The organism is Methanohalophilus halophilus, assembly GCF_001889405.1.
GTDB classification, from domain to species: Archaea; Halobacteriota; Methanosarcinia; order Methanosarcinales; family Methanosarcinaceae; genus Methanohalophilus; species Methanohalophilus halophilus.
In genome coordinates this window covers 277696-294038 of the sequence record NZ_CP017921.1, presented here as the reverse complement: position 1 = coordinate 294038, position 16343 = coordinate 277696, and the positions used below count along the sequence as shown (strand labels likewise).

General features: G+C 43.5%; 18 protein-coding genes and 2 tRNA genes. 12 read left to right on the top strand and 8 right to left on the bottom strand.

What is annotated here, in order from left to right; translation table 11 throughout:
- Positions 1–4 precede the first annotated feature (4 nt).
- Entirely contained in the window at positions 5–535 is a 531-nt protein-coding gene (locus BHR79_RS01485) for an FKBP-type peptidyl-prolyl cis-trans isomerase (protein ID WP_072560535.1), read from the top strand.
- A gap of 54 nt (positions 536–589) precedes the next feature.
- Here the strand turns inward: BHR79_RS01485 and BHR79_RS01480 are convergent, their stop codons facing one another.
- Positions 590–1750 (bottom strand): sugar phosphate nucleotidyltransferase, encoded by a 1161-nt coding sequence (locus tag BHR79_RS01480; protein ID WP_072560533.1) that lies wholly within the window; start codon positions 1748–1750, stop codon positions 590–592.
- Between the two features lie 41 nt (positions 1751–1791).
- Positions 1792–2175, bottom strand: coding sequence for an OB-fold nucleic acid binding domain-containing protein (locus BHR79_RS01475; RefSeq protein ID WP_072560532.1), 384 nt, complete (start codon positions 2173–2175; stop codon positions 1792–1794).
- A 107-nt stretch (positions 2176–2282) separates the two neighbouring features.
- Between BHR79_RS01475 and phrB the strand changes: the two genes are divergently transcribed.
- A complete protein-coding gene (gene phrB / locus BHR79_RS01470; protein WP_072560530.1) occupies positions 2283–3641 on the top strand; it encodes a deoxyribodipyrimidine photo-lyase in 1359 nt (452 codons plus the stop codon).
- Positions 3642–3699: 58 nt separating this feature from the next.
- On the opposite strand, the gene BHR79_RS01465 is transcribed toward phrB, so the two are convergent.
- The 3 genes from BHR79_RS01465 to BHR79_RS01455 all read right to left on the bottom strand — a co-directional run bounded on the left by BHR79_RS01465 (position 3700) and on the right by BHR79_RS01455 (position 5466).
- Positions 3700–4884: an FprA family A-type flavoprotein gene (locus BHR79_RS01465; protein ID WP_072560528.1), complete on the bottom strand. Its 1185-nt coding sequence runs from the start codon at positions 4882–4884 to the stop codon at positions 3700–3702.
- 73 nt (positions 4885–4957) lie between these two features.
- Complete coding sequence (locus BHR79_RS01460; RefSeq protein ID WP_072560526.1) at positions 4958–5188, bottom strand: ferredoxin; 231 nt, start codon at positions 5186–5188, stop codon at positions 4958–4960.
- Positions 5189–5389: 201 nt separating this feature from the next.
- Positions 5390–5466 (bottom strand) — tRNA-Ala (locus BHR79_RS01455).
- Between the two features lie 165 nt (positions 5467–5631).
- Between BHR79_RS01455 and BHR79_RS01450 the strand changes: the two genes are divergently transcribed.
- The gene (locus BHR79_RS01450; RefSeq protein ID WP_072560524.1) at positions 5632–6066 is read left to right on the top strand and encodes a flavodoxin domain-containing protein; all 435 of its coding nucleotides are present in this window, start codon (positions 5632–5634) and stop codon (positions 6064–6066) included.
- 103 nt (positions 6067–6169) lie between these two features.
- Here the strand turns inward: BHR79_RS01450 and BHR79_RS01445 are convergent, their stop codons facing one another.
- The gene (locus tag BHR79_RS01445; protein WP_072562250.1) at positions 6170–7282 is read right to left on the bottom strand and encodes a PAS domain-containing sensor histidine kinase; all 1113 of its coding nucleotides are present in this window, start codon (positions 7280–7282) and stop codon (positions 6170–6172) included.
- 386 nt (positions 7283–7668) lie between these two features.
- Here BHR79_RS01445 and BHR79_RS01440 point away from each other — a divergent pair.
- From BHR79_RS01440 to BHR79_RS01410, 7 genes are all read left to right on the top strand, one after another.
- Positions 7669–7745 (top strand) — tRNA-Ile (locus BHR79_RS01440).
- A 157-nt stretch (positions 7746–7902) separates the two neighbouring features.
- Positions 7903–8280 (top strand): transcriptional regulator, encoded by a 378-nt coding sequence (locus tag BHR79_RS01435; protein ID WP_083432982.1) that lies wholly within the window; start codon positions 7903–7905, stop codon positions 8278–8280.
- A 176-nt stretch (positions 8281–8456) separates the two neighbouring features.
- A complete protein-coding gene (gene hdrA / locus BHR79_RS01430) occupies positions 8457–10754 on the top strand; it encodes a ferredoxin:CoB-CoM heterodisulfide reductase subunit HdrA (protein WP_072560520.1) in 2298 nt (765 codons plus the stop codon).
- Positions 10751–11356: a ferredoxin:CoB-CoM heterodisulfide reductase subunit HdrC gene (gene hdrC / locus BHR79_RS01425; protein WP_072560519.1), complete on the top strand. Its 606-nt coding sequence runs from the start codon at positions 10751–10753 to the stop codon at positions 11354–11356. The genes hdrA and hdrC overlap by 4 nt, the downstream gene beginning before the upstream one ends.
- Complete coding sequence (gene hdrB, locus BHR79_RS01420; protein WP_072560517.1) at positions 11353–12288, top strand: ferredoxin:CoB-CoM heterodisulfide reductase subunit HdrB; 936 nt, start codon at positions 11353–11355, stop codon at positions 12286–12288. The genes hdrC and hdrB overlap by 4 nt, the downstream gene beginning before the upstream one ends.
- An 80-nt stretch (positions 12289–12368) precedes the next feature.
- The gene (locus BHR79_RS01415) at positions 12369–13610 is read left to right on the top strand and encodes a 3-isopropylmalate dehydratase large subunit (RefSeq protein WP_072560515.1); all 1242 of its coding nucleotides are present in this window, start codon (positions 12369–12371) and stop codon (positions 13608–13610) included.
- Positions 13611–13619: 9 nt separating this feature from the next.
- Positions 13620–13826, top strand: coding sequence for a hypothetical protein (locus BHR79_RS01410; RefSeq protein WP_072560513.1), 207 nt, complete (start codon positions 13620–13622; stop codon positions 13824–13826).
- A 2-nt stretch (positions 13827–13828) separates the two neighbouring features.
- Here the strand turns inward: BHR79_RS01410 and BHR79_RS01405 are convergent, their stop codons facing one another.
- Entirely contained in the window at positions 13829–14269 is a 441-nt protein-coding gene (locus tag BHR79_RS01405; protein ID WP_072560512.1) for a universal stress protein, read from the bottom strand.
- Positions 14270–14326: 57 nt separating this feature from the next.
- The gene (locus BHR79_RS01400; protein WP_123130975.1) at positions 14327–14554 is read right to left on the bottom strand and encodes a hypothetical protein; all 228 of its coding nucleotides are present in this window, start codon (positions 14552–14554) and stop codon (positions 14327–14329) included.
- A gap of 122 nt (positions 14555–14676) precedes the next feature.
- On the opposite strand from BHR79_RS01400, the gene BHR79_RS01395 reads away from it, so the two are divergent.
- Together BHR79_RS01395 and BHR79_RS01390 are read left to right on the top strand one after the other, a co-directional pair.
- Positions 14677–15930 carry an NAD(P)/FAD-dependent oxidoreductase gene (locus BHR79_RS01395; protein ID WP_234970366.1) on the top strand — a complete coding sequence of 418 codons (1254 nt, stop codon included), beginning with the start codon at positions 14677–14679 and terminating at the stop codon, positions 15928–15930.
- Positions 15931–15940: 10 nt separating this feature from the next.
- Positions 15941–16306, top strand: coding sequence for a DUF1641 domain-containing protein (locus BHR79_RS01390; RefSeq protein ID WP_072560507.1), 366 nt, complete (start codon positions 15941–15943; stop codon positions 16304–16306).
- The last annotated feature ends 37 nt before the right edge of the window (positions 16307–16343 follow it).

Below are 16343 nucleotides of genomic sequence, written 5' to 3'. Positions count from 1 at the left end.
GAGCATGAGAAAACTACTATTTATTTTAGCACTTGCCGCAATTCTTCTCATAAGTGGCTGCTCGACCCCTGCTGAAGTTGCAGAGGAAGGAGACAATGTCACCGTGGATTATGTTGGTGAGTTCGAAAACGGTACGGTATTTGACACTTCCATAGAAGAAGTTGCCCTGGAAGAGGGCATACACAACCCTGCCAGACCATATGAACCCCTGGGCTTTACTCTGGGAGGGGAAGGGATGATCAAAGGTTTTGACAGCGCAGTGCAGGGAATGGCTGTCGGGGAAGAAAAGACAGTGCAACTTTCACCTGAACAAGCATATGGCCCCTACAAAGAAGAACTTGTCAGGCCAGTACCCCTTGATGATTTGCCCAATAAAACAACACCATATCAAATAGGTGACCGGCTTTCAACCGCTTATGGCCAGCAGGTAGTTATTGTCGATGTTAATGACACCGCTGCAATGATTGATTTCAATCATCCTATGGCAGGGGAAACACTGAAATTCAATATTACGCTGGTGTCCATAGAAGAATAAAAAGAAACATTAAATGATTGAATATCCGCTCAGGATACTCAATCCCTTTTTTAATTAATCATAATCAGGATTAAGCAAGTTATCCTTTATTATGGATCCATTTTTGATTGTCAGGTCCGGCCAGACCTTTACATTGGAATGAATAGTCGAATTTTTCCCTATATGTACCCTGGGGCCAATTACGGTTCCGTTTTCCAGACTGCAGTTTTGGCCAACCACTGTAGTGTTATCAATCACAGTACCCGAAGTGTTACAATTACTTCCTATGGTCACATCATTGAATATGTAGGATGAAAGGATCCTGCAGCCATCCTTGATGACACAGTTCGAACCGATCGTCGTATACGGGCCGATCAGGACATTATCCCCGATGGTTGTGTTCTCACCGAGCACCACTGGTCCCACAACTGCGGTGTTGGAACCGATCACCACATTGTTGCCTATTTTGAGGGGTCCGTTTATACGGGAATCCTTGGTGTTGAAGTGACCTTCAATGGTCGTTCCAGGCATTGATTCAAGCATCCAGCGCTGTGCCTGGCGATAGGCTGCCGGATTGCCTACATCAGTCCAGTGTCCTCGCACAAGCAAACCATTGATTCTTCTGTCTTCTGCCATCAGTGATGGGAATAGGTCTTTGGCAAAATCGTAGGGCTGGTTTTCCGGGATCCATTTGAATATCTCCGGGTCACACATGTATATACCCGTGCTTGCAAGATTGCTGAATATTTCGCCGGGTCCTGGTTTTTCAAGGAATCGATTTATACGGTTGTTCACATCCATATCCGCGATACCGAATTCCCTGGGATCATCTATGGATAGCAGACCTATTGTAATGATTGCGTCATTGCGTTCATGGAACCTGTACATAGTACGGAGTTTAAGGTCCATTATATGGTCTCCCCCAACTACCAGGAAAGGTTCATCACAGAGGTACTTCTCAGCATTCTTCACACCTCCAGCAGTACCCAGTTTTGTCTCCTCGTACACATATTCCACATGGACTCCGAACATGCTGCCGTCGCCCAGCTCCTCCAGGATCTTATCACCCATGTAGCCCAGGGTGATTATTATCTCAGTGAATCCTTCTTTTGCAAGATGCTCCACAAGGTGTACAACTGATGCTTTGTTGATGATTGGAATATTTGGTTTTGGTCTGTCAAAAGTTAAAGGCCTAAGTCGGGTACCCTTTCCTCCACACATAATACAGGCTTTCATGTATAGAAATGATATTTTTAATGACTTAAAATTGTACCGATTTACATTTTCTTGATATCGTTTTCATTTTCCACTATGATCTCCGGCTCACCCTTATATTCATCCACTTCTCCTCTTATCCTTAATTTATCCCCTACAGTTATCCGTGAATCTATGTGCATTGCACCGTTATCTTCCGGTATAAATACAGTCAGCAAATCGGAATTATAATCTATCTGAAGAATAAGGTGATTTCCGTTGAATGTAGTTTCTTTACTGTAGAGGGTTCCTTCGATTGTCACAGTTTTTCCTACTTCTGTAGAATCTGTTAAGGGCTGTTCACCTGTTTTGTTAAAAGAGTTGGGAAAATAGGTGACATATGCTACAGCCAGGGATAATATCGCCATTGTCAGCAAAATTGCAATTACCTTTTCTTCCTTTTCCATGCTTAATTTCCCCTTAATCTTACTTTCCTCGACCAATGTGTGTGACCTAGAAATATTTTTGTATCGATGACTAGTCTTTTATGTGATAGAAGATAAAATTCCTTGTGATGGCAAATGCTGGAAGGATCCACTGGCTCAATGAGAAACCCATTGGAAGGGAGACATACGTACTTTACTGGATGCAATCTTCCCAACGCGTGGAATACAACCATGCACTGGAATTTGCTATACAGCGGGCCAATGAAAGGGATTTGCCTTTGTTGGTTTTATTCTGCCTGACAGAATATCCTGAAGCTAATTTGCGGCATTATACATTCATGTTTGAAGGTCTGGTCCAAACAAAAAAATCCCTGGAAAAATTGGGAATACAATTTGCAATTTTAAAGGGAAACCCAGTTGATGTTGTCCATGAATTTGCCCGGGATGCACGCCTGTTGATTACCGATCAGGATTACCAGAAATTACAACGCAGCTGGCGTGGGAATCTTGCTGCATCGGTTTCCTGTCCTTTTGCGCAGGTGGAAAGCAATGTTATAGTGCCGGTGGAGAATGTTTCCGGCAAGGAGGAATGGTCGGCAGCCACCCTGCGCAAGAAAATCCATAAACATCTTGATGAATTCATGCATCCTTTTGAATTATCCACTTTGGCCAATTCATCTCTGGCAATTGATTTGGATTCTCTGGATCCGAATGATTTTGAACGCATTCTGAAAAATATGGATATTGACAGGAATGTAAAACCCTCTCCAACATATAAAGGGGGTATTCATCAGACCAGAAAGAAGCTGTCAGATTTTATAGCAGACAAACTTGAAGATTATGCTGAAAAACGTAATGATCCAAACCTTGATTTCCTTTCGGGGATGAGTCCCTACCTGCATTTCGGTCAAATTTCACCTCTTGAGATTGCATTAAAGGTGCAGGATGCCAAAAAGGGTGGATCAACAGCATATATGGAAGAACTTGTTGTTCGCAGGGAACTGGCAATGAACTTTGTGTATTATGATCAATATTACGATTCCCTTCACTGTATTCCCGATTGGGCAAAAAAGACTCTTGCAGAACACAGGGATGATTTCAGGCAGTACATATATACTCTGGAAGAGTTTGAACAGGCCCGGACTCATGATCCATACTGGAACGCAGCCCAGAAAGAAATGGTCCTGACAGGAAAAATGCACGGCTACATGCGCATGTACTGGGGCAAGAAGATACTGGAATGGACGGATTCCCCCGAGCAGGCATATAAGATCGCCCTGTACCTTAACAACAAATATGAACTGGACGGCAGGGACCCTAATGGTTATGCGGGTATTGCCTGGTGTTTTGGTAAACATGACCGGGCCTGGAAGGAACGGGATATTTTCGGGAAGGTGCGGTATATGAACGCCAATGGCCTCAAGCGTAAATTTGATGCTGACGGCTACGTGGAAAAGGTTGCCAGTCTGGAAGAAAAGTTCAATTAAGTATCAGCGGTAACTATATTCGGTAGCCTTTGTTCCCCGGAATCTCGAGGCTCTTGCTTCATCCTTCTCTTATTTTCCCTGCAAGTTCCCTGCCTAGCTCTATTATTTTGCCGGTGTCGTCCTTAGTGCAGGGTCCTTTCACGCCCATTGCCCCCACAAGTTCTATCTTTGTCGAGCCCAGCACGTCCTGTAGCTGGGACAGAGCACCTCCACCCCACCCATAGGAACTCAGGGCGGCCCCGTATTTGAGAGGTGGGCGAAGGGTCTTTACAAGATTTGCTGCATGCAGTGCAAGTGGGTGCATCCCGCCAAGTACCGTAGGTGTGCCAAGCACAACCGCCCTGGAATCCACAAGGTCCATGGCGATGTCTCCGATATCCGCATTTTCGAGGTTATACAGGCATACCTCGATACCCTCTGACTGGAGTGTCTCCACCATCTGCATAACCATGTCCTGGGTGGATTGCCACATGCTGACATAAACAACGATTGCCTTTTCCCTGGTATTCCCCGCAGTCCAGTCGGAGTATGCTTTAAAAATCCTCTCCGGGTTTTTGTATATGGGCCCATGGCTGGGTGCGATCATTGCCGGGGATAGTTCCTGTGCCTTCTCCAGTCCTTTCTTTCCCATTTTCCTGAAAGGCATCATGATTTCACCAAAATACCTTTTTGCCAGGCTCATCAGGTCATCAACGTCCCCGTCATATATGCCAAAGGCAGTATGTGCACCAAAAAAGTCACAGGGGAACAGGACCTTGTTCTCTTCGAGATAAGTGAACATTGTCTCAGGCCAGTGAAGCCAGGGTGCACTGATAAACTTCAGTTTCCGGTTACCGAGATTCAGGGTATCCCCATCCTTTACTGGCATTATCCTGTCTTGCGGAATGTTGTAATAGGTCTGCGCCATCCCGGCCCCTTTCTCTGTTGTCACGAGCATGGCATCAGGGGCCATTTCCATTATCAGGGGTATGGAATACGAATGATCCGGTTCGGCATGGTTCATGACTACATAATCGATATCCTTTATCTTATGGATCTGGTTGATCTTCTGTTCAAGTTCCTTCTCAAACCCCGGGTTTACGGAATCTATCAGGGCCGTTTTTTCATCACCTTTCACAAGGTAGGCATTGTATGAAGTTCCCTGTGGAAGGGGTATCAGCGCATCGAACATGCGCCGGTTCCAGTCCTTTGTTCCCACCCAGTACACATTATCGGAAATCTCTGGTACAAAATAGCTATCCACTATCTACAACTCCTTTAAATCTACGCAGATTTGAACAATGTAAAAAAAGTTATTTTATTACTCCGGGCAATGTTTATCCATCATTGCCAATAGCATCTACAGGGCATGTGTCCAGTGCTTCTTCGCAGGCTTCCTTTTCGGCGTCATTTTCAGGCTGTTTATAGACATATGCTGTTGATTCGTCATCAGCCATCTTGAAATTAGCCGGTGCATCGGTTGTACAAAGACGACATGTTATGCACTGGTCATCCACATAGTATGGACCTTCAACGTTCAGCGGAACTTTGTTTGCTTTGTCTGCCATTTATATTACTCCCCTATTAGCAATCTGTAATGTACCCATTCCAAATTTGATCCACTGATATTTATCAATATTGGGTGTAGCATGGGAAATTGGTGTAATATTAATTTATTACAAAAATTGTATATCTAAAAAATTGTAACCAAATAGGTATAGATTGCTCTTGTCCTTTGAGCATTAAATTATAGAAAGGAATCAAAATTGTGGTGGACCGGTCGGGATTCGAACCCGAGGCCTCTACCATGCCAAGGTAGCGATCTTCCGAGCTGATCTACCGGCCCACATTTGCAATCCACAGTTGCAATCATTACTAATAAACCTATCGCCAATTTTGCTTTGCATAACTATTATTTTCTTACTTTAATACCGGTTTTGGATTTTTATGGGAAACACTTAAAGTAGCAAACATCACATATTTTTATAATCAACAGGGAGGAGTGGAAAAGATGGCAGAACTGGCAGTAGTATACCTGAGTACTCAGGGGAACACCAAAAAGATGGCTGAGGCCATAGCTGAAGGTGCAAGGACAAGACATGTTGAAGTAAAGGTGGACAGTTTCTTCGAATGGGATCCCGCAGAAGCCGCTTCTGCCGATGCGATTGCTGTGGGTTCATCCACATTTGACTATGCAATGCATCCACCAATTTCGAAGTTCATTGATAAAATGGTGCATGCTGGAGTGGAGGGTAAAACCGGTGCTGCTTTTGGTTCCTATGGCTGGAGTGGGGAAGCTCCTGTCCAGATAGCAAATAAACTACGTAAAGCAGGTATGGAAGTTATAGACCCTGTACTGAGAATCCAGTATTCTCCAAATGAAAAGGACCTTCTGGAATGCAACAGGCTTGGCAAAGACCTGGCCGGGAAATTGAAAAGAAAGTGATGCGTTTGCCTTGAAAAAGCAAAAGTTTGATAATTCACCTATGTATGAATTCATTTTTTAGGATGAATTCCATAGTTATATTTTTTATAATAATAATTAAAGATCAATTTTCAGGAATTTGGAGATTAGTTGGAATTTTGCAAGTAAAGGTACTGCCTTTATCAATTTCACTTTCAACCCAGATATCGCCATTATGGGCTTCTATGAAGTTTTGGGCAATAGTGAGGCCAAGTCCCAAACCATCATATTTGCGAGTTGTTGAACCATCAAGTTGTACAAAGGGTAGAAACAGTCTGCTCTTATCTTCTTGGGATATGCCGATACCTGTATCCTTTATGCTAATCTCAATATAACCATTTATTTTTCTTGCTGTTAGAGATACAAAACCATTTTGGGGTGTGAAAGTAATGGCGTTTTCAGTAAGATTATATAATGTTTGTTTCAGCTTTTCCTTGTCTCCATTTATTATTTCTAAATTTGGATCTACATCAAATGTCAATTTTATTTTCTTGGAGTCAGCAAAAGGCCTTAGGCCCTCTTCAATATTCTTTATCGCTTCCAATATATTGAATGGACGGGCATAAATCTCTGTTTTTCGCAGGTCAATGTCTGCGATACTCAGAATGTCATTAAATACCTTCAATAAATGATCACCATTTTTCAGTACAATTTTGATATATTTCAACTGATTTTTAGTTAATGGCTCTGAATCACGCTTATCAATCAGTATACTGGAAAAGCCTATGATCGAATTTAAGGGTGTTCTGAGTTCATGACTTGCATTTCTTAAAAACTCAGTTTTTGCTTTATTTGCGTTTTCTGCAGCAATTTTGCCTTCTATTATTGCATTTTCTGCTTCTTTGTATTTGGTGACGTCCATAGCAGATCCCATAATGCCAAGGGGTTTGCCATCTTTGTCCAGTAATAAGTTTGCTGACAGCAATGAAGGGAATTCTGTCCCATCCTTTTTGACACATACTACTTCTCCCTCCCACCTTCCTTCTGAAATCAAAGTTTGTACTATTTCTCTGGTCCTTTTTTCTCTCCTGAAAAAATCAAAGATAGTTTTTCCAGAAACGTCCACTTTGTTGTCGTATCCCCATAAATTTAGAAAAGCATTATTTACATCAATAAATTTATAATCCATATTTATAAAGCCTATAGGATTGATTGCTTTTTCGACAGCGTTTTCTTTTATTAAAATGTCTTTTTCCATTTTGCTGGAATTAATTAATAATTTAAATGTTAAAATTGTAAATATAAATAGGTATATTAAAATAGATGTAATGGTAACAATGAAATTATACAGGGACATGTTCACATTGTAATATAAGATTGCAAATATAATTATTATTAGTACAGTAAAGATTCCGTATGTGAGGAATACAATTGATCTTAATATATTTTTATTGTACACAATTTAAATTTGGGTTATTGGTTTAAAAAAGTATCTTCGGTATCTCGTTGTTACATTTTTCCTGGATATATCGGGATTTTTGTTTTGTTCAGTAAATCTGGTTTATAATGAAGCTAATTAGCCGAAACCTTAAAGTATAAGGGTGTGTATTTGAGTGGTTGCGCGATGTCAAATCGTGTTCCAATGGGCCCGTAGCTTAGCTTGGTGGAGCGCACGGCTGATAACCGTGAGGTCCTGCGTTCGAATCGCAGCGGGCCCACCATCATATCTGTTTTTGTACAATTTTTTCGATTGAACAACTGATAACGTCCGTACTTCCATAACTTTATATATTGAATGTATAATATAAATATTAAGTACATATATGAATATTATATATTCTGATGAACATCCCATTCAAATTATTTATCGGTGTTTCCATGGAAGAAGATGAACTACTTTCAATGAATGAAAATCAAAGAGAAATTGCAAAGCTGCTAAGAAGGCTACACCTTTCAAAACCGATTGCAAGGACACTTGCTTGTCTTTCATGTGGCGAAGAAGTATCTTCTCGGAAAATAGAATCAATGTCACAGTTAAGGCAACCGGAAGTGAGCATTGCTATGAATTTCCTCTTGAAGAAAAAAGGCTGGGTTAAGTTTGAGGAAATAAAACGCAATGAAGGAAAGGGAAGGCCTATCAAAGTCTATAAACTTGCAGTGCCCATGGATTCCATTATTGAAAGTATAGAACATGAAATTCTTTCAGAGAATCAGATTCTACTGGAAAATATCAATCGTCTCAAGGAATTCTCCTGATTGGCATTTCTTTTTTCATCTGATTCCTTGTTAATTTCCCTTTTTTAAATACAGATTAAATATTTATCTCACCCTCTTGCCCGATTGGAGATTTATACATTAGTATTGTCTGTTTCAGGCAACAAATGTACCCTTTCGGGCTAATTTTATATATTGCTTTCTGAAGACCTCATTTAATGAATTATACGAAAAAACCCTCAGGTATTTTTATTTGCCATTGTGGGGGCAATATTTCAGACAATATTGATATTAACCAGCTTAAGAAATCTTTTCCGGACAGTAAAGTATTCGATTATGAGTACCTGTGCTCCAATCGGGGTCAACAGTACCTTAAGGACGAGATTGAAAATAGCGGTCTTGAAAGGGTGGTTGTGGGGGCCTGTACACCCGCCAAGCATGAAAACCTTTTCAAAAAATGTGCTTCCCAATGCGGAATAAATCAGGAATTTCTCAAAGTTGTCAACTTAAGGGAACAATGCTCCTGGGTGCATACCGATTCCGACAGGGCCACCCAAAAAGCGTTTTCTATGCTTAATTCCGGTATGTTTCGCCTTTTTCGGGCACAACCTATTGAACAGGAAAGTTTACCTATAAACCCGGATGGCCTTGTAATTGGTGGTGGAATCTCCGGTATAAATGCCGCCCTGAATCTTGCCAATAGTGGAGTGCACACTTATCTTGTGGAAAAAGAAACGACAATAGGTGGCAATGCCGCAAAGATTGGTAAAATATTTTCCCCGGAGAAACTGGTTGAGGAATGCGCCATGTGTTCTCTCAGTCCCCTGATGAATGAGATTGCATCTCATCCCAACATAGAACTGCTGACTGGTTGTGAGATCAGGAATATAAATTCCACTACCGGTAATTTTCAGGTAAGCATCACTCAGAATCCCGGATATGTAACTGATAAATGTGTATGTTGTGGTAAATGCGCTGAAGTATGCCCTGTAGTTACTGAAAATGACTTCAACTGTGGGTCAAAGGACAAAAAAGCCATATCAATAAAATTTGCCCAGGCAGTACCCCAGATATATTCCATCAATCCTGAGCATTGCATAGAACTTAAGGGAGGCAACTGTGGCAGGTGCAGGGAGGTTTGTAATGTAGATGCTATTGATTTCTCCCAACAGGACAAACATATCGGAATACAGGTGGGGGCCATTATTGCTGCGACCGGTTTTGATGAATATGATCCTTCCGCTAAACCCCAATACGGTTACGGTCGCTTTCCCAATGTCACAACCCAGATGGAACTTGCCCGCATACTTGGTGTTAATGGCCCCACTCAAGGTAAATTACTGCGCCCTTCTGATGCAAAAAAACCAAAAAACGTTGTTATGATCCAGTGTGTGGGTTCCAGGGATGAGAAATCTTCGGGAAACCGTTACTGCTCCCGTTACTGTTGTATGGCAGCTCTTAAGCATGCCAGCCTTATAAAGAAAAAATATCCGGATGTGAATGTTACCATCTGTTACATTGATATGCGTGCTTTTGGACTGTATGAAAACTACTACCGTGCCGTACAGGAAATGGGTGTACAATTTGTGCGTGGAAGACCCGCAGAGATTGCAGAAAGAGATAATTCCGATCTTGTGGTGAAGGTAGAAGATACCCTGAACCAGCAACTTATGGAATTGCCTGCGGATATGGTGGTACTCTCTGCTGCCATGGAACCTTCAGAGGGTACACAGCAGATTGCAAGGATAATGGATGCCAATCTCAGTGAAGACGGTTTCATCAAGGAGCGACACTCCAAGCTCAGGCCGGTTGATACATCAAAGGAAGGTATATTTGTCTGTGGGAGTGCCCAGTCTCCCAAGGATATAACAGATTCAATCGCCCAATCCGGCCTTGCTGCATCCCGTGCTCATGCTTTCCTGGCGGCAGGCGAGATATACCTGGATTCGCATATTGCAGTTGCAGACCCAGATGTGTGCACTTTATGCGGCAAGTGTGTATCATGTCCTTTTGGGGCTATTTCCATCGAAGATGAGGTAAAAATCGATCCGCTTGTGTGTAATGGATGTGGCTATTGCACCTCCCTCTGTGATGAAGGTGCAATCCATGTTAAGGGCTACAGCAGGGAAGAACTTGTGGCCGAGATAGAAGGTCTGGCTGAAGCAGGGGATACGATTGTCTTTGCCAGTCGCAACATCGCATATTCAACTATTGATAATATAGGAAGTAGTGCGCAGGATTATCCCGCTTCTACAAAGATCATAAGGGTGCCGACAACAACCATTGTGACAGCGGAGGTGCTTGACATGGCATTCAGTAGAGGCATCTGCCATGTCATTTTTGTGGAAGAACCACCGGATAACCAGATTGGTGAAATAATTTATCCACTGGCTGAGACACGCTTCCTTGAATATAAGGCAGAATATGGGGATCGATTGCATCTCAAGAAGGCTTATATTCCTCATGCAAAGGGGCTCAGTGACATGTTCTCTTCCCTGGAAGAGGTGGAAGAATGAATGAAAATTATGATACTCCAAAATGTGAATCACTTGTAGAAACCGTTAAGAAAAGCCTCCGGACCTCGGATTCTATCGGTATCGAACGCTGTATGCAGTGTGGTGCATGTACCTCTTCGTGTCCTGCGGCACGATACAGTGATTACAATCCCCGCGATGTAATGAAAAGGGTCAAAGAGAACGATTGGAGTGTAATTGAAGATAAGACGATATGGAATTGCTTTTATTGCTATACATGTAACCTGCGCTGTCCGCGCAACAATAGTCCTTCACAGGCTGTGCAGGTATTACGTCAGATGGCAATTAACAAAGGCATTGGTATGGAGAGGTTGAGTGTGCTTTTCGAATATCCCGAATCTTTTGCCAAATTGGGTATCAGCCAGATACCTGCACCCTATATCGGACAAATGGAGGAGGATCTGGGTAAACACTGGCAGTATTTCAGGGACAATCTGGAGGATATCCGGAAGGAACTCGGTCTGGGTCCCCTGTCCATAGAAGACGAAAGGGGTGAGATTAAAGCGCTACTTAAGGGAATCGGATTTGAGGGCCGCTTTGCCATGCTTAAGGAGATGGCTGCAGAAGAAGGTGAGGATGAATGAAGGAACTTGCGGATGTACCTGTAAAGGGATTGTTGTTGTTTAAATCCTGTCTTGTGAGTGCGGAGTACCCCGGTATTGAAAGTTCCACCAAATACGTATTCGACAGGCTTGGGGTGGATTACCTTGTCAGCGGGAAGCAGTCCTGCTGTACCGGTCTGGGACATTATTTTGACCTGTTTGACCAGATGACCACCACGGCGATTGCAGCCCGCAACTTTGCCGTGGCCAGAAAAGAAGGCTACACCAATATCACAACAATGTGTGCCACATGTTATGCCATCAATAAGAAATCCTGCTCCCTGCTTAATAATAACAGGCAGGTCATCAACCTTGTCAATGACAATGCAGAGGCTGCAGGGCTTGATGACCTGAAATATGAAGTGGACAGCTTCGATGAGGTTGGAAACTTCTATCATGTTGTGGAAGTATTGGCAAAAATGGCCGATAGGATCGCAGAACTATCGACAATCGATTTTTCCAATGTTAAAATAGCTACCCATCATGCCTGTCATTACTACAAGATAGATTATGAAGACGTAGCCGGCAACCCGGAACATCCAGAGCTCATCGACCGTATTGCAAAAGCCTGCGGTGGTGATGTGGTGGAATGGTATGAGGACAGGACCCTGACATGCGGTGCGGGATTTTCCCAGCGTTATGTAAACCGTGAAATGTCCCTGAAAGCCACCCATGCCAAACTGGAAAGCCTGAAAAGAGCAGGTGTGCAACTTGTACTCCATATGTGCCCCAACTGTCAGGTACAGTATGACCGTTATCAGCCTGTTATAGAAAAGGAGTTTGGCCAGGAGTATGATATGGTTCACATGAACGTTGCCCAGTTCACTGCTCTGGCATTGGGCGGTGATCCTATGAATATTTGTGGCTTCCAAACCCATTCGGTTGACCTGACTGGTTTCCTGGAGAATCTCTGAGTATTGGAAAAGATTATGGTGCATAACATCTATACAGGGTAAAAGCGTATTTTCCCCATGAATCTCACAGGTGTTTAATTTTGAGTACTATCAGCGAGAAGATATTCAGCCGGGCAGCCGGCAAAGAGGCAAAGGCCAATGATTTTGTGATAGCTGATATTGATTATGCAATGGCCCACGACGGTACCAGCATTCTGGCCGTCCGTTCTTTCCGTCAGATGGAAGTTGAAAATGTCTGGGATCCTTCACGTATAGTGATCCCCTTTGACCATCTGGCACCAGCGAATTCCGATACTACTGCAGGTTTGCAGAAGGATATCAGGGGCTGGGTGCGTCAGCAGGGCATACGCAATTTCTATGACATTGGTAACGGTATCTGCCATCAGGTGTTGCCTGAGAAGGGTTTTGCAATGCCAGGTAAGTTGATCGTGGGTGCTGACTCTCATTCCTGTACATATGGTGCCTTCGGTACCTTCGGTACTGGTGTAGGGGCAACGGACATGGCCGAAATATTCGCATCCGGCAAACTCTGGTTCCGTGTACCGGAATCCATCAGGGTTACAGCTGAAGGAAAACTGGGAGAGAGGGTTTATGCCAAGGACCTTACCCTCAAGATCATCGGGGAGGTGACCGCTTCCGGGGCGACCTACAAGGCAGTTGAATTCTATGGGGATGCCATAGAGGACCTTTCCATGGCAGGCAGGATGACCCTTTCCAATATGGCTATCGAAATGGGTGCCAAGGCGGGTATAGTACCTCCCGATGCCACGACCTTTGAATACCTGAAAGACAGGGCAGTTAGTGATTATGAACCTGTTTATTCGGATGAGGATGCAGATTACGTAGCCCAATATCACATCGATGTGAACTCCCTTGAACCGCAGGTTGCCTGTCCCCATGAAGTGGATAACGTTTGTGGTGTTTCCGGGATTGCAGGCAAAAAACTCGATCAGGCATTTATTGGTACCTGTACCAATGGCCGGCTGGAGGATCTCGAAGCTGCGGCAGAAGTTCTGGAAGGAAATGAAGTTGCTGTGAGGACGATTATAATACCGGCTTCCAGGCAGATTATGAAGGAAGCCGCAAGACAAGGATTAATAGAGATTTTCCTAGATGCAGGTGCAACTATGGGTACCCCGGGATGCGGTCCATGTCTGGGTGGTCACATGGGAGTAATTGGTGAGGGTGAAGTATGTATTTCTACTGCAAACCGCAACTTCCGGGGTCGTATGGGTACAGGTGGCTATATCTATCTTGCTTCCCCCGCAACGGTTGCTGCTTCGGCTATAAAAGGTGAGATTACCGATCCGCGTAAGGTATGAGATGGTACAATGGAAGAAATAAACAGGGATAAACTGAAACATTTGCTTGGGCATTGGATAGAGCACAACGAAAATCATTGTGATAGTTTTGAAAAATGGATTCCCCAGCTTGAGGATGCGGGATTCCAGCAGGCTGCAGAATACGTTTCTGCAGCCTCTTCTGAAATGGAACAATCAACAGATATGTTGAGAAAAGCACTGGAATCCCTTGAATAATTTCAAGGGATTACCATTACCGCAGTTTTTGCATGTCTTAGGACCTTTTCAGAAACGCTTCCCATCAGATAGCGCTCCAGGCCTGTGCGTCCCAGTGAGCCCATAACGATTATGTCTATTTCATTTTCTTTTGCAAAATCCAGTATTTCCTCTGCAGGATTCCCTGTCAAAAGAGCTGTATCAACCGCTACTCCTTGAGGGTCTCCCAGTTCTTCCACATACTGAAGGGCTTCCTGTCCTTCCCTCTTTATGTCTTCGTGGGGGATGTCAAAATTTGTGATTTTTGCTCCATAAGGAAGGGTTTTTGATGAAAGTTCTTTCATTACGTATACTGCAAATACCTTTGCTCCATAGGTTTTTGCCAGACCTATTCCTTCGGATGCTGCCTTTTTGGAATGTTCAGAGCCATCTGTTGCAATTAAAATCTTTTTTACATTATTCATTAAATTCCCCACTACATAATAATGAAGATAGATTATATTAACATTTGGAAAGGCTTCTCATTCATATATTTTCGAGTAAAGGTACGTTCCAAGTACATAACCCAGCAATGCTACAACCAGGGTCCCGGGTGCATAAATAGGAATAGTTCCACCCGCCATTTGAAAAATCAGGTTAACTGTTGCAACATATATTATTACTGTAGTGATTAACACTATTATCTGGAATATTCCTTTTTCAGGTGGCATATTGTTCACTATATTAATATTTGGAACCTGCCTATTCATTATTTGCGGTGCTATCTGCTTATGGGTGTTTTCCCGAAAAGGGGCGATTAACGCCGTTACGGACTTTTTCCTATTCAGGTTGCAGTACTTCTAATATTCTTGTTACAGTAGCCGTACTTAATTTGATTTATATAGGACTGGCATCCAATATCAGTACTGTAATAATATTGCAACAGGCGATTGTCATGAAAGAGAGAGTACTGATACTTGGAGCCGGTTATGCGGGTGCGGTGATTGCAAACACACTGGCCCGTGAGTTCAGGCACAAAATTGCAAAGGATGAACTTGAAATTACAGTGCTTGACAGGAACGATATGGGGATCAACCAGGGTGGTTTTACTTTTCTGCCCTTTGGCTTATACACTCCTGAAGACCTGGTCAGGCCCAGGAAAGAATCACTGAGTCCCAGGATTAAGAGTCGTTTTGGTGACCGGGGTGAAGTCATGGGTATTGACCTGAACAGACAGCAGATAACGGTCAAATCCGGTACAAAGTATTCCTATGATCATCTTGTGATTGCAATGGGGGCAAGACCGGATGCTTCCGGTGTGGAGGGTCTTGAAGATGATCTAAATACATTCTATACATCTATGGAAGATGCCCTGGAAGTCGGGGAGCTTATCCGCAATTTCAAAGGTGGCAGGATAGTGGTTTCAGTTTCCAGGATGCCTATACCCTGTCCCGGTGCGCCGGTAAAATTCTCCTTTTTGCTGGAGAGTTACCTGAGAGATATACGCAATATCAGGGATGATGTGCAACTGACGCTTCTCTGGCCCATGGAACCAATAGGTCCGCCGGAGTTTAACAAACTGGTTACCGGTCGCCTTGAAGAAAAAGGAATTGAGGCCATCAGGCAATTCCAGCTTGGCAAGGTTGATGCTTCAAACAAGACGGTTGAATCTACCGACGGCAGGCAGGAAAACTATGACCTGCTTATCACAGTTCCTCCCCATAAGCCACAACAGGCTGTACTGGATTCGGGTATTACAGATGAGAAAGGGTGGATCCCCGCGGATAAAACAACATTACAATATCGCGGTCCGGTAGGGGACAAGGATAATGTGTATATTGTGGGGGACAATGGTCCGGCTGACATCCTTAAAACAGGAATTGGTGCACACTATCAGGCGCAGGTTGTATCTCATAATCTGATCAATACGATCAATGGCAACAATATCAAATCGAAGTACAAGGGTGAGACCGGTTGCCCGATAATTACGGACATGGCCTCTGATGCCCATACCGGTAGGGCATACATTGCAACCTGGAGTTACAAGAACCCACCCCAGTCGTTCGATACCACCCAGCTTGGCTGGTATCTGTACCGGATGTATTACTACCTGCACTGGGACATGAGTATTAAGGCATTGATGTGAGGTGATTGGTATGGCTGAAGATATAGAGAATGTTAATATAGGAATGACACAGGCAGACATCGACGCCTTCCTGGATATTGTCAGGACTGCCCGTATCATGCAGAGTTACTTAAATGATGAGACGATCCACGGCGTTGCGAATGTGATGACTCCCATGTTAAAACTGCTCAACGGGGTTGCCAGTACCGATCTTGTGGATGTAATGGAAAGGAGTATGCAGGATCCGGGTCTGGATAGGGCTTTGATGAACCCTCCAAAGGTGGGGATGTATGGCGCACTTCGTGAGATGGGGGATGAGGATTTCCAGAAAGGGCTGGGGATAGCCATTGAATTCCTGAAAGCTCTTGGCAGGGCTTCGGAGGATATAGGGGAATAATTTCCCGCACTTTCCTGTTTTCCTTCTTTCTTTTTTC

What these genes read in the sequence shown, in the direction of transcription:
- hdrC (WP_072560519.1), top strand. Translation starts at nt 10,751, where the DNA reads ATGAATGAAAATTATGATACTCCAAAATGTGAATCACTTGTAGAAACC.
- BHR79_RS01390 (WP_072560507.1), top strand. Translation starts at nt 15,941, where the DNA reads ATGGCTGAAGATATAGAGAATGTTAATATAGGAATGACACAGGCAGAC.
- BHR79_RS01405 (WP_072560512.1), bottom strand. Translation starts at nt 14,269, where the DNA reads ATGAATAATGTAAAAAAGATTTTAATTGCAACAGATGGCTCTGAACAT.
- phrB (WP_072560530.1), top strand. Translation starts at nt 2,283, where the DNA reads ATGGCAAATGCTGGAAGGATCCACTGGCTCAATGAGAAACCCATTGGA.
- BHR79_RS01450 (WP_072560524.1), top strand. Translation starts at nt 5,632, where the DNA reads ATGGCAGAACTGGCAGTAGTATACCTGAGTACTCAGGGGAACACCAAA.
- BHR79_RS01435 (WP_083432982.1), top strand. Translation starts at nt 7,903, where the DNA reads ATGGAAGAAGATGAACTACTTTCAATGAATGAAAATCAAAGAGAAATT.
- BHR79_RS01480 (WP_072560533.1), bottom strand. Translation starts at nt 1,750, where the DNA reads ATGAAAGCCTGTATTATGTGTGGAGGAAAGGGTACCCGACTTAGGCCT.
- BHR79_RS01475 (WP_072560532.1), bottom strand. Translation starts at nt 2,175, where the DNA reads ATGGAAAAGGAAGAAAAGGTAATTGCAATTTTGCTGACAATGGCGATA.
- BHR79_RS01410 (WP_072560513.1), top strand. Translation starts at nt 13,620, where the DNA reads ATGGAAGAAATAAACAGGGATAAACTGAAACATTTGCTTGGGCATTGG.
- BHR79_RS01445 (WP_072562250.1), bottom strand. Translation starts at nt 7,282, where the DNA reads ATGGAAAAAGACATTTTAATAAAAGAAAACGCTGTCGAAAAAGCAATC.
- BHR79_RS01400 (WP_123130975.1), bottom strand. Translation starts at nt 14,554, where the DNA reads ATGAATAGGCAGGTTCCAAATATTAATATAGTGAACAATATGCCACCT.
- hdrA (WP_072560520.1), top strand. Translation starts at nt 8,457, where the DNA reads ATGAATTATACGAAAAAACCCTCAGGTATTTTTATTTGCCATTGTGGG.
- hdrB (WP_072560517.1), top strand. Translation starts at nt 11,353, where the DNA reads ATGAAGGAACTTGCGGATGTACCTGTAAAGGGATTGTTGTTGTTTAAA.
- BHR79_RS01485 (WP_072560535.1), top strand. Translation starts at nt 5, where the DNA reads ATGAGAAAACTACTATTTATTTTAGCACTTGCCGCAATTCTTCTCATA.
- BHR79_RS01460 (WP_072560526.1), bottom strand. Translation starts at nt 5,188, where the DNA reads ATGGCAGACAAAGCAAACAAAGTTCCGCTGAACGTTGAAGGTCCATAC.